Annotated in this window: 12 protein-coding genes; 8 read left to right on the top strand and 4 right to left on the bottom strand. The window is 67.7% G+C overall.

All coding sequences use genetic code 11. The features are described from left to right. Nucleotides 1-69: 69 nt before the first annotated feature. The 3 genes from CV1CTNOD_RS07695 to CV1CTNOD_RS07685 all read left to right on the top strand — a co-directional run bounded on the left by CV1CTNOD_RS07695 (nucleotide 70) and on the right by CV1CTNOD_RS07685 (nucleotide 2,284). Nucleotides 70-633, top strand: coding sequence for a YceI family protein (locus CV1CTNOD_RS07695; protein WP_131785456.1), 564 nt, complete (start codon nucleotides 70-72; stop codon nucleotides 631-633). Nucleotides 634-1,012: 379 nt separating this feature from the next. Further along, nucleotides 1,013-1,570, top strand: a complete 558-nt coding sequence (locus tag CV1CTNOD_RS07690) for an HdeD family acid-resistance protein (RefSeq protein ID WP_131785455.1) — start codon at nucleotides 1,013-1,015, stop codon at nucleotides 1,568-1,570. A 120-nt stretch (nucleotides 1,571-1,690) separates the two neighbouring features. Continuing rightward, complete coding sequence (locus CV1CTNOD_RS07685; protein WP_131785454.1) at nucleotides 1,691-2,284, top strand: alpha-ketoglutarate-dependent dioxygenase AlkB; 594 nt, start codon at nucleotides 1,691-1,693, stop codon at nucleotides 2,282-2,284. Between the two features lie 74 nt (nucleotides 2,285-2,358). Here CV1CTNOD_RS07685 and CV1CTNOD_RS07680 read toward each other — a convergent pair whose 3' ends face one another. Continuing rightward, entirely contained in the window at nucleotides 2,359-3,102 is a 744-nt protein-coding gene (locus CV1CTNOD_RS07680; protein WP_131785453.1) for an SOS response-associated peptidase, read from the bottom strand. Nucleotides 3,103-3,267: 165 nt separating this feature from the next. Continuing rightward, complete coding sequence (locus CV1CTNOD_RS07675; protein ID WP_131785452.1) at nucleotides 3,268-3,945, bottom strand: M50 family metallopeptidase; 678 nt, start codon at nucleotides 3,943-3,945, stop codon at nucleotides 3,268-3,270. A gap of 281 nt (nucleotides 3,946-4,226) precedes the next feature. On the opposite strand from CV1CTNOD_RS07675, the gene CV1CTNOD_RS07670 reads away from it, so the two are divergent. Both CV1CTNOD_RS07670 and CV1CTNOD_RS07665 read left to right on the top strand, forming a co-directional pair. Beyond that, complete coding sequence (locus CV1CTNOD_RS07670) at nucleotides 4,227-4,973, top strand: lysophospholipid acyltransferase family protein (protein ID WP_131785451.1); 747 nt, start codon at nucleotides 4,227-4,229, stop codon at nucleotides 4,971-4,973. 631 nt (nucleotides 4,974-5,604) lie between these two features. After that, the gene (locus CV1CTNOD_RS07665) at nucleotides 5,605-6,411 is read left to right on the top strand and encodes a FadR/GntR family transcriptional regulator (RefSeq protein ID WP_242606463.1); all 807 of its coding nucleotides are present in this window, start codon (nucleotides 5,605-5,607) and stop codon (nucleotides 6,409-6,411) included. Between the two features lie 772 nt (nucleotides 6,412-7,183). Here CV1CTNOD_RS07665 and CV1CTNOD_RS07660 read toward each other — a convergent pair. Beyond that, entirely contained in the window at nucleotides 7,184-8,503 is a 1,320-nt protein-coding gene (locus CV1CTNOD_RS07660; protein WP_131785450.1) for an NAD(P)/FAD-dependent oxidoreductase, read from the bottom strand. Here CV1CTNOD_RS07660 and CV1CTNOD_RS07655 point away from each other — a divergent pair. Next, nucleotides 8,502-9,545: a putative RNA methyltransferase gene (locus tag CV1CTNOD_RS07655; protein WP_347402907.1), complete on the top strand. Its 1,044-nt coding sequence runs from the start codon at nucleotides 8,502-8,504 to the stop codon at nucleotides 9,543-9,545. The two genes, CV1CTNOD_RS07660 and CV1CTNOD_RS07655, sit on opposite strands and share 2 nt — an antisense overlap. 155 nt (nucleotides 9,546-9,700) lie before the next feature. On the opposite strand, the gene CV1CTNOD_RS07650 is transcribed toward CV1CTNOD_RS07655, so the two are convergent. Then, a complete protein-coding gene (locus tag CV1CTNOD_RS07650) occupies nucleotides 9,701-10,429 on the bottom strand; it encodes a tyrosine-protein phosphatase (protein WP_131785448.1) in 729 nt (242 codons plus the stop codon). Nucleotides 10,430-10,698: 269 nt separating this feature from the next. On the opposite strand from CV1CTNOD_RS07650, the gene CV1CTNOD_RS07645 reads away from it, so the two are divergent. Beyond that, a complete protein-coding gene (locus tag CV1CTNOD_RS07645; RefSeq protein WP_131785447.1) occupies nucleotides 10,699-11,172 on the top strand; it encodes a ferredoxin--NADP reductase in 474 nt (157 codons plus the stop codon). A gap of 373 nt (nucleotides 11,173-11,545) precedes the next feature. After that, nucleotides 11,546-13,828, top strand: a complete 2,283-nt coding sequence (locus CV1CTNOD_RS07640) for a HelD family protein (protein WP_131785446.1) — start codon at nucleotides 11,546-11,548, stop codon at nucleotides 13,826-13,828. The last annotated feature ends 40 nt before the right edge of the window (nucleotides 13,829-13,868 follow it).

Here is a 13,868-nt window from a genome sequence, read left to right as displayed (position 1 = left end):
GCGAAGTCACGGGAAGACCCTGTCCGTAGGAACACGACTCATAGAAGCACGCCTGGAAAGGCGAACATCATGACCGTACCGAGTGCAGTCATCGAGAATCTCACCGGCACCTGGACGATCGACCCCGCTCACAGCCAGTTCGGCTTCGCCGTTCGGCACGCGATGGTGGCGACCGTCCGCGGCAGCTTCAGATCTTTCGAGGGCGCCCTGCGTCTCAACGGATCCAAGCCCTCGGCCTCAAGCGCCACCGTCAGCATCAACACCGACAGTATCGACACCGGGAACTCCGACCGTGACACCCACCTACGCTCCCCCGACTTCCTCAACACCGAGACGTACCCGACGATCACCTTCACCAGTACAGACATCAAACCAGGGGACGACCCGGACACCTATGTGGTCACCGGCGAGCTGACAATTCACGGCGAAACACGCGCAGTCGAGATGGTCGTCGAGTTCCAGGGCGCTGCTGTGGACTCGTTCGGCAACGTCCGGGTGGGATTCGCTGCTTTCACGTCCATCAGCCGGAAGGACTTCGGTCTCACCTGGAACGCGCCGCTGGAAACAGGGGGTGTTCTCATCGGCGACAAAGTCAAGATCGATGTCGATATCTCAGCAATCAGGACATCCTGATCAGGGCGCCGGCAAGAACCCACCTCCCACAGACGGGCACCACCGACTCCCCCGACGCCCGGAGTCCCACATACTCTGGGATGGGCGAGGCTGTGATGCGCGTGACGTTGTTGAGTCCGTCGGCGATCGCCGACGACCTACGTGGGAACGGGGCGCTGCGACCGCTCGATGACCGGCCAGAGCCGGGAGAAACATGCCCGGCGCTACCCGCAGCTGGCTGCGACAGCCGAACCGCGCCTGCGCACAACCGACGAACGGCACAAAAGGCCGGGACGGCGAGGCTGAGGACCGGCTAAGGCCGATGCCGAGGACTGGTGGCACCCGGCACAGGGAACCCTTTTCAGGTCGGAAGGCACGAGCAGACCTGGAGATGACAATCATGATGACAACGGCAGCGGAACACCGTCACCGCGGCGGAGCTCCCGGCGCGGTCTGGGTGGCAGGGCTCTTCCTGGGGATCGCGGTGACAGTTCTCGGCGCATTCCTGGTCGCCAACCCCTTCGCAGCCGCGAGCACACTCGCGATCCTGGTCGGAGTGGGGCTGGTGCTGGCCGGAATCATGGACGCGGTCGCGGCCGCCCGCTCAGGTGAGGACGCACCGTCTGCCCTCTTCGGCGCCCTGCTCGTGATCGGCGGGATCGTTGCGCTCGCCTGGCCGGGCGTCACCTTGTGGGCGGTGGCCGTCATCGTCGGGATCTGCCTGCTGGCGGCCGGTGCCGTGCGTATCGCCATGGCCGGCTATGCGCACGAACACGGACGCCCCTGGGGGTGGGGCGCGTTCATCGGCGCCATGGCAATGGTCGTCGGCATCCTTGCCCTGGCGTGGCCGTCCGCCACCGTGTTCATCCTGGCGGTGATTTTCGGGATCGAGCTGATCGTGCACGGCATCGGGCAGATCGCGCTCGCCCTTGCGGTCCGCCGGGAGCTGCAGGCCTGAGGCTCCCGGGCGCAGACCTGCCGGTACCCGGGGAGCTGAGGTTACCGGGGAGCTGAGGTTACCGGGGTTGTGCGACCCGGCGAGCTCGATATCGAACATATGTTCGGGTATCGTATCCGTATGCCCTTGCAGCGCAGCCTGTTGACCGCTGGTGATCCCGAGGTCGCCGACAGCGTCACGTTCAGCCGCATCCACCTCGACGGGACATCATGGGTCGACGTCGCGCCCGGGTGGCTGTGCGGCGCCGACGAACTCTACGAGATCCTCGCCGGCGAGGTCCCCTGGCAGCAGGGCCGACGGTGGATGTACGAACGCATGGTCGACGATCCGCGGCTGTCGCGGTGGTACAAGGCGACCGAGCCCATCCCCCATCCGGTACTGGGTGCCGCGCGTGACGCATTGTGTGCGCATTACCAGGTGCCGCTCAGCTCGGTCGGGCTCAACTTCTACCGTAACGGTGACGACAGCGTCGCGTTCCACCGTGACCGTGAACTGCGCAGGCTTGGCAACACTCTGATCACGATCGTGACGCTGGGGGCGCGGCGTCCCTTTCGGCTCCGTCCGCGCGGTGGCGGAGTCGGGCGGACGCTGCTCCCCGCGTCCGGGGATCTCCTGGTAATGGGTGGCCGCTGCCAGGCCGATTGGGAACACGCGGTCCCGAAGATTGCCTCCTGCGGCCCGCGGATCAGCGCGTCCTGGCGGTGGGCCGCGTGAGGGCGCCCTCGACCCCGCGCCGGGAGGTGTGTCACCCAGGGGATGGCTCGCGAACGGAAGCTGGCGCTGGTCGGTCAGGACCGTGCGGCGTGGGTGGCCCGGCGGCCCGTGCCGTCCGCTTCGTCACCGGCCGGGGTGACCGGCTCCAGCAAATGCGGACCGTTGTTGCGTACGTTGCCGACCTGGGAGCTGACCGGGTACGCGCGCAGCACCCCAGCCGGTGCGGGCCCAAGCATGCTGGTCAGCGTCGCCGGATCGTCCAGACCAGGATCGAGCCAGTGCGACCAGGCCGCCGGGGGGATGACGACCGGCGAACGCGGATGCAAGAACTCCAGACCGGCCGGTGCGGTAGTCGTGATGATGGTGAAGGTCGCAAGCATATCGCCCGAAGGGCAACGCCACAGCTCATACAGTCCCGCAAGCGCGCCGAATTCACTGTCAGCCGGGCGTACCAGATACGGTTGCGCGCGCCGGACCCCCTCGACCCGGTGCCACTCGTAGTAGCCCGTGATCGGGACAAGACAACGGCGCGCCCGCAGCGCGGCGCGGAACGCGGGCTTGATAGCCACGGTTTCCGCCCTAGCATTGATCATTCGGTTGCCGATGGTGACGTCGTTGGCCCATGACGGCACCAGACCCCAGCGCGCCAGCCGCAGCCGGGGGGCCGGTGCCGGTTGGCCCGACGGGATGACGACCACCGGGGCCGAAGCGGTCGGCGCGACATTGAAGTTCGGCTGCGTGCCACCTGTTTCGTCACGCGCGGAGAACGACTCTGCGAGTTGCTGTCCGCCCATGGCGTTGGCATAGCGACCGCACATGTGTTCGTATTCTGCCAGACAATCATCCCTGCCGCATGGCGTCCACCACATGACATCCCCGACCCCTGACAGCTACTATAAGCAACCGTTCGTCCACATTGTGCCCAGAAGGAGGCATGCTCAGAACACGGCATGTCCGGAGCCGCACCTCACGCACGAGCCACGTCACCACACGAGCCATTCGACCGACATGGCCAGACAGAACAGGGAGACCAACGCGAAGAACGCTACCCACAACCACGCCGGCATTCCGGTCAGCCGGGCCAGCTGATCCGGATCCGACGTCAGCGCGCGGCCCCGACTGCGGGTTCGCTGCACCTCGATGATCGGCCGCACACCACCGAACAGGAGGAACCATGTGATGAACATGGCGAACAGCTCCTGGGAACGATCTGATGCCAGCACCGACACGGCGACGACGATCCCGGCGCTGATCATGATCGACAACACGCCGAAAGCGTTGCGGATGGCGACCAGTACCCCCAGGAGCAGGGCAACGCTGAGCCGCAGCATCAGACTCACCTGGTTGGCCGCGAGCAGGGCTGCGGCGCCGAGACCAAGCAACGAAGGCGTGACGTAGCCGGCCGCAACCGTGATGACGACACCCGGACCGGCCGGACGGCCGGCCGACACGGTCACACCGGAGGTGTCGGAATGCAGGCGGATACCACCGAGGCGCCGGCCACTTCCGAGCGCGGCCAGCGCATGTCCTCCCTCGTGGGCAATAGTGATCACATGTCGGGCCAGAGGCCACAGCTGGTTGTTGAGCACCACGACAAAGGCGATCGCAGCACCTGCGAACGCTGTCCATCGCGGCGGATCCCCCGAGTTGAGCAGGTGTATCCACTCGTCAGGCGTCGCACGTCTCCTATCTGATCGTGTCCGACCGGTGCTGCCAACGGCCCGTGGAGTGTCGATGCGACCGGCCGGACCTGAGTATGCAATGCTGCGGGAAACGATCGTCGAGTGCCTGTCCGGCGCGGCCTCCCTGCCCTTCCGGCATGGTGTCCCAGCAGCTCACGACAACTCACGGTACGATCAACCAGTCACTTTTCGTGGCCGACCGAAGTCGATCGCCACAACAGAGATCATCACAACAGAGATAGCCGGGAGGTTAGGAGCGGGTGGCGGAACTCGTCTACAAGCCGGTGATCCGCTTCGCACTCGGGGTCTTCAAGGCCCTCGACCTCACGCTGGACGTTCGGGGCCAGGAGCACGTACCAGCCACAGGCGGGTGCATCGTCGCCATCAACCACGTCTCCTACCTGGACTTCGCTCTCGCCGGTGTCCCGTTCTGGCGCTCCCACCGCCGCATGGTCCGTTTCATGGCTAAGCACGATGTCTTCTCCCACCCGATCGCCGGGCCCCTCATGCGCGGAATGCGCCATATTCCCGTAGACCGGTCCTCAGGTGCGGGGTCGTACCGTCATGCGGTGACGGCGCTGCAGGCCGGCGAGCTTGTGGGCGTCTTCCCCGAGGCGACGGTCAGCCGCAGCTTCTGCCTCCAGCCCTTCAAGACCGGGGCGGCGCGGATGGCCGCCGAGGCCGACGTCCCGGTGCTGCCGATGGCCATCTGGGGCAGCCAGCGCATTCTAACCAAGGGGCGGCCGCGCAACTTCCGGGCCGCGCGCGGAAGCACGGTCTCGATCGTCGTCGGCGAGCCGATCCCGCCCACCGAGCTCAAACCCGCGGCGACTGGAACCCAGTTGCTCGCGGACGCCGTGTTGAAGCTTCTGACCGATGCCCAGCGTGACTATCCGCCGCCGCCCCCGGGTGAATCGCCGTGGTGGCTTCCGGCCCATCTCGGTGGCTGTGCGCCCACACCCGAGGTGGTCGCCCAGGAGCAGGCCAAGTCACACAACAAGAAGTAACGTCCCGCATACACGACCTGCGGACGCGGCGCTTCGGCGCTTCGACCTTGTCGGAGCAGCCCGGAAACGCATGCGTTTCCGGGCTGGAGACATCTCAGCGCCGGAGCATCGCGAACAATTTCACCCGGTAACGCCACGGACCTGGCGAAGTCCACCCAGCAACGCCGCAGACCCGGCGAGCCTGCGCCTCCACCGCCGACAGCCGGCGACCAGCGTCGGCGGGACGACCCGCTCGGTGAGCAACGGCCAGTGCTTCGAGCTTCTTACCGTCGGCCGCATCCCCGTCTGTCGCAAAGGCGACAGACGGCCGCGGGCGGCATCCGGCCAGGCGGCAAGCTCCTACGCTCCGACCGGCTTATAGCACGGGGTCAAAAGTAGTCAGGAGAAGGGTACTCAAGGCATTTCGTCACCGCGACCATCCAGCCCATGCCTGCGACCCACAGCCTCCCAGGACAAGGCAAAGGCTACTGGCGGACAACATCCGAGCCCCAAATGTGTCAAGGCTCTCTAGGGAAACCGGACGACCCATTGGTAACCTCAAGCACCAACAACAATTTCTACCTACTCACCTGGTTCACCGGTTCTACGTTTGCACAGACTTACCTGTTCGTCGTCGACGGAGGCGCCCACGATGGCTGTACAAGAGCTGGCGATGCCTGCTGCTAGCAGGGTCGGCACGGTGGTCGCGATTGGGCAGCAGGTTCGGGTCCCGAAGACCGCCGAGCTCGTCGCAGCACACCTTCGTCGCCGCATCGTGCGAGGAGAGCTCGTCGAGGGCGATGCGCTCCCGCCCGAAGCCACCCTCATGGAGCAGTTCGGCGTCTCCCGGCCGACGCTGCGCGAGGCATTCCGGGTCCTGGAATCCGAAGCCCTGATCACAGTCAGGCGCGGCGCCCACGGCGGCGCACGCGTGCACACCCCGAACGGGGACATCGCCGCCCGCTACGCCGCGCTGGTCCTGGAGTACCGCGGGACGACCCTCGCCGACATCCACCAGGCCCGCGCCGTGATCGAGCCACCGTGCGTGGCGCTGCTGGCGGAAAACCGCACCCAGGAGGACCTCGACAAGCTCCGGCTGGCGGTAAGCCAGACCACGGCCGCGACCACCGCCGACGACCCGGGTCAGTCCCTGCAGGCCGATCTCGCCTTCCACGTCCTGCTGGTCGAGCTTGCCGGGAACATGACGCTGTCGGTCCTGTCGGGGATGCTGCGCCACATCCTCGATCTCGCCACGTTGTCCCACCCCAGTTCGGAACGCAACGCCGAACACCGGCTCGCCATCCGCCGGCGTCTCCTCGAGCACGAGCGGGTTGTGGACCTCATCGAGGCGCGTGAGGCCAGGGCCGCGGAGGAGCTGTGGCGGGCTCACCTGCTGGAGACAGGCCAGTACCTGACCAGTAGTCCGGTCGCCGCGACCGTGCTCGACCTGCTCGGCTGACCGGCGAAGCCGTCGACACAGCCGGTCCGCGGATTCGCGGCCAGCAGACCTGGACCTCCCGGACCTGCCAGATCGGCTTCCGGACCCCGGATCCGGCAGGAACCCTGTTCGCTGATCGAACGTCGTTATTCGGCGGCATCCTGGTCGAATAACGCCCCTCGGCAAGTCCTTGGTCAAGTCCTTGCCGAGGGGTCAGGGGCGGAAGCGTCCCGGGACGGGGATCCCGTCACGTATCGTCACAGTCGGGGTAAACTGTTCGCCCTCTCCACCGCGGCTGCCCGTGTCTCGAAGGGACCGTCAGCGAGCAGGCCAACCAGGGACCAGCGAACAGCCCACCAGCGATGACCCTCATCGCAGACGACCTGAGCGGCATCGCTGGAACAACGGATCGAATCAGCCTGGACACGCCGACGACCGGTACCGGTTCGATGCCTGAAAGATGAATGATGCAGCGCCGTCAATGGTCCGTCCACTCCTCGGTGCCCGGTGCCCGGTCATTCGACCTTCCACCTACGGTGCGACCCCACGCCACACCACTCAGGCAGACTTGCATCCATCACCGGTGTTGTCAAAACACGTACCGTACCCGTGGCACGACAGCGGCAGTTTCACATCGGCACATTACCGGCAGTATTCATGTGGATACAAAGAGAATGCTCGCTCAATCGGCAGGGAACGGCATTCCCCGCCACGAAACCCACGGCAATCGGCTGGTCGGCTGGTCGGCTGGTCGGCTGGTCGGCTGGTTTGGTGAACCAGGCTCGGCCACAGGTCAACGCAACGGGTCGAAAGGCGCGAGTTCCGCCGGGCAGCGGCCCGTGATGAGCGCCTGCGCCACCAGCTGTCCACTGACCGGCCCCAACGTGATGCCCCACATACCGTGCCCGCCGGCCACGAACAACCGCGGGGAGGCCGTCCGGCCGATCAGGGGAAGGCCGTCGGGCGTGCAGGGCCGCGAGCCAACCCATTCCTGCCTCCGAGAGGCCAGCTCCACCCCGGTCAGCAGGGGGCGAACCGCATCGACAATCGCGGTGATCCGACGGTGGTCCAGCGGCGCCCGAGGTTCCCGGAACTCCATCATCCCGGCGATACGCAGCCGGTCCCCCAGCGGTGTACAGGCCACCCGCTGGGCCGGGAAATACAGCGGGCCCTCGGGTACGGCACGGGCCGCCACGCTGAAGCTGTACCCCCGCCCCGCCTGCACGGGGAGACGAACCCCGAACGGGCGTGCGAGCTCGTTCAGCCACGCGCCGCTGGCGACGACGACCGCGTCGAACCGGGCGGTCTGCCCCGTCGAGAGCTCCAACGCCATGTCGGCATCGCAGTCACGGATCCCGCGGACGCCGATGCCCTCCCGCAGATCACCGCCTCGAGCCCGGACGCTGTCGGCGAGCGCCGCCACGAAGCGCCCCGGGTCGCAGAAGCGCTGGCCGTCGATACGGACCGCGGCATCGATCTCGCCGGTCAACGCCGGCTGCAAGGCCCGCGCCTCGGAGCCGCTGAGCAGTTCGAAGTCGACCTTCTGGCCCGCGGCGCGGATCTCAGCGAGTTCGGTGACCAACGTCTCCCGCTCACGCGCGCTGCGGTAACAGGCCAGAAAGGGCGCGGCCGGACGGGTCGGCACCTGCACTCCCCCCGCGGCCAGCTGGTCGAAGGCGTCGAACGCCCTGCGGTTGACCGGCACGAGGCTTTCCATCGCCGCCCGCCAACGTCGCGCCGTACTGTTACGGGCGAATCCGGCGAGGAACCGCAGCAGCTGCGGATCCGCACGTGGTGGCACGTACACCGGGGACGCCGGACTCACCACGGCACGGACGCCGTAACGTAGTACCGCCGGTTCCGGCAGGGGCGTTGCCAGGCTCGGAGTAACCCACCCCGCATTCCCCCAGGACGAGCCGGCCGCAACATGATCGCGCTCGATCACCGTGACCTGGACCCCGTGCTCCTGGAGGAACCATGCGGTGGACAGGCCGATCATGCCGGCGCCGACGACACCCACCCGCTCGGGCGTACGACGCCGCGACCCGATGACAGCGCTGGTTGCCGGAACGGTCACCGAGCTGGGGGAACGACCGTCGGATCGGTAGGTCATGTCACCTCACCACCCTCACTGCCCTGGCGCCGCCGGGCCGACGATCGATCGTCCCAGCTCACCGGGCACGTACTGTCGTTACCATGCGGCCGATGATGGCGGTGGGCACAGCGTGATTCATGCTGTTCTCGCCTATCTCACATGTCCGATGTGCCGAAAGGATCTGGCCGTGGGCCCGGGGCAGGTGCGCTGTCCGGCAGGCCACACCTACGACCTCGCCAGGACGGGCTACCTGACACTCACCACCGGACGGGCAGCGGCACCGGACGGTGACAGTGCGGACATGGTGAAGGCACGGGAGGCATTCCTCACCGCCGGTCACTACGCCGCGCTCGCGGACAGGCTCGCCACGGCCGTCCACTGCCATCAGAGCACCATCGGCGCTTACCAGAACAACGGCGGCGAGAGCAGATCCGCAAACAGCGGGGAGCCCGAAAACAGCGGCGAACACGCCGGCGGCGAACCGGTCGTCATCGATATCGGCGCCGGTACCGGCTACTACCTGGCGCACCTGCTCCGGTTATCACCGGGTGCGGTCGGCATCGCGGTGGACGCGTCGCGGTACGCACTACGGCGGGCGGCCCGGGCGCATCCACGCATCGGTGCTGTCGGCACGGACGTACGCGGCCCGCTCCCCATCCGGACCGCAGCGGCATCGCTCGTTCTCGACGTCTTCGCGCCACGTAATGTCACGGAGATGCACCGCATCCTACGCTCGGACGGACAGCTGGTCATTGTGATACCCACCGCCCGCCATCTTGCCGAAATCGTGGGTCCGCTCGGTCTGGTCACGGTAGACGAAAGAAAATCCGAGCGTCTGCGTGAGAAACTGGCCGGGTTTTTCGTCCAACAGGACCGGCTGACCCTCGACCTTGAGCTCTCCCTGCCGCCCGACGACCTGTTGAACCTCGTGATGATGGGGCCTACCGCCCACCATCGGCAGGCGTCGGACGTTCGTGTGGCCATCGAGGACAGATGGCCACACGGGGCCTCCGCGACGGCGTCATTCGCAATCGAAATCCACCGGCCTTTCCCCAGATAGTCGCTTCGCGACGGTCTGGGGCCCCGGCAGAGAGGTTGGCCACCGTACAGGGCTTACCGATCATCCAGCGATGATCGGTAAGGAAAAGGAGCGAGACGCCGGGTTGCTTCGCGACTATCCGCCGGAGCTTGGTGTGGTGGGCGGGGCAGCGTGAGTCAAGGCATCAGGCGGGATCTCCACGCGGACAGCGCATCCGGATCCGCACCGTTGTCGGCCAGCCAGCCCGCCACCCCACCGTCGTGGCCGTCGATGATGCTCAGCACCTGTTCGACGGCTGTGGCAGATGTCATGGCGAGATCACGAGCACCTCTGCCCCCGTCCGGCAGCAGCGGGCTGTCGCCCAGCCGACGTAGCACCGCGGGCATGTTCGTGGCCGTGACCGCGTAGTCCGCAAGCACCGCGTCCGCTTCGACACCCACGGCACGTAGCAGCACCGCCACGACAAGACCGGTCCTGTCCTTACCGGCCGCGCAGTGGACGAGCAGCGGGGCGGGTGTCCGAGCCGCGAGGTGAAGAATGCCGACCACCGTCGGACCGGCGAACTCGATGATCGACTGGTAGAGCGTGTGCAGACCGCCGGCCAGTGCCACGGCGGCCCGGGACGTGGGATCGGCGGGATCGACATCGCCGATCAACGGGATCACGTGGACGTCGGTCGTTGCCGACGCCAACGGGTGCGGGCCGCCGTCCTGTTCGACCGGCGAGCGCAGGTCGACGACCGTGCGGGGCGGCCATTCCAGATCGACCGACGGCGGCCGGTCGCCATGCCGGGGCGCATCACTGCGGTAGAGCACACCGACACGGGTCAACCTGCCGTCACTGGTGGGCAACCCGCCCAGATCGCGCAGGTTCACCAGCTGGTCGGACATCGTCTCGCTGCTCATGCGTTCGCTCCGCAGTGATCGTCTGATTTCCCTCTATCTGAGCACATCCGCCGCGGCTGACGACAAGGTGAACTCCCAGCAACCTCACAGGTTGGGTTCAGCAACGGTGAAGTCCGCTGGCCCACCGTGGACGGTGGAGCACCGGAACAACCTTGCCGTGGAGAGCAGGGAGCTGGTCGCTCCAAGTTCCGGGGTACCAGAGGGCCGAAGGCTGCGCGATCACGTTCTTTCCAGGCCCTGGGCCCCGAACCATCGAAGGGGGCAACACCATGACCATGACGACGACCATGACGACACTGGACTCGCTCACGAACGTCGACCCGTCCGCGGCTGCAGGCTGCCGGCGGCAGCGGCTGACCATGATGGCGTGCGGCGTCGGTATCACCCCGATCAGGGCACTCCTCGACGAGCTCGACTACTCCCCCGCCGAGGCCGTGCTGATCTACCGGGCCACGACCGAGCAGGGCCCGGCCTTCCGGCACGAGCTGGACATGCTGACCGTGCTGCACGGGATCCGCGTGATCTACCTGCCCGGGCACCGCTGCCCGGACCGCCCGTCATGGCTGCCGGAACGCTTCTCCTCCCTGCTGGACGACGTCGCGCTGCGCCAGATCGTCCCCGACATCGCCGACCACGACGTGTTTGTCTGCGGCCCCGAGGCATGGATGGAGGCCGTCCGAGACGCGGCGCTGCTGGCCGGCGTCCCGTCCGAGCAGCTGCACATGGCGCGGTTGACATGGTGAGGCCGAACGTCGACACAGTGCGGCAGGACACAGTGCGGCAGGACACAGTGCGGCAGGACACAGTGCGGCAGGACACAGTGCGGCAGGACACAGTGCGGCAGGACTGTGCCCGGACGCCCGGCACGGGCTTCCGGCACAGCCCGCGACCTGCGGCCCGGGTGACCCTGGCCACAAACAATTCCAGCCACAAACGACCGCGACCAGCCGGAACAGCAGCCCTTACCGACCGGGGAGGAAGATCTTTTCTGGGGTGTCGAGCGCCGGAGGGCACGCAGGCATATGCTCTATGTCCCGCTCCGCATGCGGATGTTGGCCGGGAGCGCCGGTCGTACAGCCGGGAACGCTCATCCCTCACAAGCCGGAAGGATCACAGGTGTCGACGACGTACGAGCACGAACTCGCGCGTGAGCAGGCGTATGTCGACACCCTGTACAGCCGCTTGGACGACCTGCGCGACCAGACCCGTGAGCAGCTGCGCGCCGTACTGCTGGAGGCGGGCACCGGCACGCCGCAGTCACGGGTGGAGCGGGACGCCTTCGCCGGCGCATACTCCGATCGGATCAGCCGGCTCGACGCCGCCGAGGAGCAGCTGTGTTTCGGCGCCATGGACCGCACCGACCATCGGCGCATCTACATCGGCCGGATCGGCCTGTCGGACACAGAGCACGAACCGATCCTGATCGACTGGCGTGCCCCGGTGGCCACCGCCTTCTACCGGGCAACCCTCGCCGACCCGCATGGACTGCTCCGGCGCCGCCACCTGCGGGCCAAGGGACGCGAGCTCCGCGGCTTCACCGATGACGTGCTCGACCCCACCGGTGTCGGCGACGGCCCGGTGGCCGGGGCGAGCAGTGACACACCGCTGCTGGAGGCGCTGTCCGCGCCCCGCTCAGGCCACATGCACGACATCGTCGCGACGCTGCAGGCCGAACAGGACAGGGTGATCCGCGCCGACGCCGGGTCCGTCCTGGTCGTCGACGGCGGACCGGGTACCGGCAAGACCGCGGTGGCCCTGCACCGGGCCGCCTACCTGCTCTACACCGAGCGGGAGCGGCTCGCCCGCTCCGGCGTGCTGGTGGTCGGCCCGAGCCCGGTATTCCTGCGCTACATCGAGCAGGTGCTGCCCTCCCTCGGCGAGACGGGTGTGATCTTCGCAACCCCGGGGCTGCTGTTCCCCGGCGTCGACGCCACCGGCGGTGAGGACGCCCGCGTCGTCGCGCTCAAAGGTGACCTGCGGATGGCGAAGCTCGTGGCCGAGGCGGTGAAGAACCGTCAGCACGTTCCCCCGGGCGGTGTGGACGTCCCCTACGACGGCGCAGTCCTGTGCCTGCACCAGCGGGTCGTCGAGAACGCCCGCACCCGGGCTCGGCGCAGTCGCCGTCCGCACAACCTGGCCCGGCGGGTTTTCGTCCGTGAACTGACGACCGCGCTCACCGACCAGGTGATCGCGAATCTCGCCGGTGGCCTGCTCGACGACGACGAACGCGAGGAGATCGCCGGGTACCTGCGCGCCGATCCGGATGTGCGGGCCGTCTTCGACATGCTGTGGCCACGGCTGACCCCCCAGCGCCTGCTCTGCGACCTGTTCGCCGCACCGGCCCGGCTTGCCCCGGCGGCAGGCGTGGCAAGGCTGACCGCGAACGAGCGCCACCTGCTGCACCGCCGGGCGGACGCCCCCTGGACACCGGCGGACGTGCCACTGCTCGACGAGGCCGCCGAACTGCTGGGCGATCCGGACGCCGACACGGCGGAACTGACCGAATGGGACGCCGAGCGGGACCGACAGGCCGACAGGGAGTACGCCCGTGAGGTCCTCGACGGCCTCGGTCTGACCGGGATGGTCGACATGGAGACGATGACCGCGGGAATGGCCGAGCGCTGGTACGGACCGCGCCGGCGGCGAAGCGCGGTGGAGCATGCCAGCGGTGACCGGTCGTGGACCTTCGGTCATCTCATCGTCGACGAGGCTCAGGAAGTGTCGCCGATGCTGTGGCGGCTGCTGTGGCGGCGTTGCCCGATGCGCTCGGCCACCCTGGTCGGCGACCTCGCCCAGGCTTCGAGCCCGGCCGCGGCCGGCTCCTGGACCGACGCACTGGCCCCGCACATCGGAGACAGATGGCGGGTGGAACGACTCAGCGTCAGCTATCGCACCCCCGTGGAAATCATGGATGTGGCGGCTGACGTCCTCGCCGCGCAGGACCCCTCGGCCGAGCCGCCGCGTTCCGTCCGCGCCACCGGACGGCCTCCGACGGCGGTGGGTGTCGATACCGACCAGCCCGGCAGTGACGCGCTGGTCGCCGCGGTCGCCGCCGAGGCGCTGCGCGCCGCCGACGCGGTGGGCGAGGGCCGGGTGGCGGTGATCTGCCCGGTGGGCCTGCCCGAGCGGGTGCGCGCGGCGCTCGCGACCACATTGGGGGACGTCCCGGTCGGCGTAGCGGACGTGTTGGCCGCCCCGATCGCGGTACTCACCGTCGCGGAGTCCAAGGGCCTGGAGTTCGACGCGGTCATCGTGACAGAGCCACATATGATCATTGATGGTTCGCGGCGCGGTCTGGCCGACCTGTACGTGGCGATGACCAGGGCCACCCAGACGCTGACCGTCGTCCACTCGGGCACGCTGCCAGCGGTGCTGCACAGGCTGACCACCGTCCACTGACCCGAACAGTCTATGAATCTTACTCAGGCCGCTGACCCGA

The organism is Protofrankia symbiont of Coriaria ruscifolia, assembly GCF_900634745.1.
Lineage (GTDB): Bacteria > Actinomycetota > Actinomycetes > Frankiales > Frankiaceae > Protofrankia > Protofrankia californiensis.
Note: the sequence above shows the minus strand (reverse complement) of the source record. Positions and strands in the feature narration are given on the sequence as shown.

Coding starts and splice junctions, on each gene's coding strand:
- CV1CTNOD_RS07680 (WP_131785453.1), bottom strand. CDS start 3,102: ATGTGCGGTCGCTATGCCAACGCCATGGGCGGACAGCAACTCGCAGAG.
- CV1CTNOD_RS07655 (WP_347402907.1), top strand. CDS start 8,502: ATGTCACCTCACCACCCTCACTGCCCTGGCGCCGCCGGGCCGACGATC.
- CV1CTNOD_RS07665 (WP_242606463.1), top strand. CDS start 5,605: ATGGCTGTACAAGAGCTGGCGATGCCTGCTGCTAGCAGGGTCGGCACG.
- CV1CTNOD_RS07695 (WP_131785456.1), top strand. CDS start 70: ATGACCGTACCGAGTGCAGTCATCGAGAATCTCACCGGCACCTGGACG.
- CV1CTNOD_RS07690 (WP_131785455.1), top strand. CDS start 1,013: ATGATGACAACGGCAGCGGAACACCGTCACCGCGGCGGAGCTCCCGGC.
- CV1CTNOD_RS07645 (WP_131785447.1), top strand. CDS start 10,699: ATGACCATGACGACGACCATGACGACACTGGACTCGCTCACGAACGTC.
- CV1CTNOD_RS07660 (WP_131785450.1), bottom strand. CDS start 8,503: ATGACCTACCGATCCGACGGTCGTTCCCCCAGCTCGGTGACCGTTCCG.
- CV1CTNOD_RS07650 (WP_131785448.1), bottom strand. CDS start 10,429: ATGAGCAGCGAGACGATGTCCGACCAGCTGGTGAACCTGCGCGATCTG.
- CV1CTNOD_RS07685 (WP_131785454.1), top strand. CDS start 1,691: ATGCCCTTGCAGCGCAGCCTGTTGACCGCTGGTGATCCCGAGGTCGCC.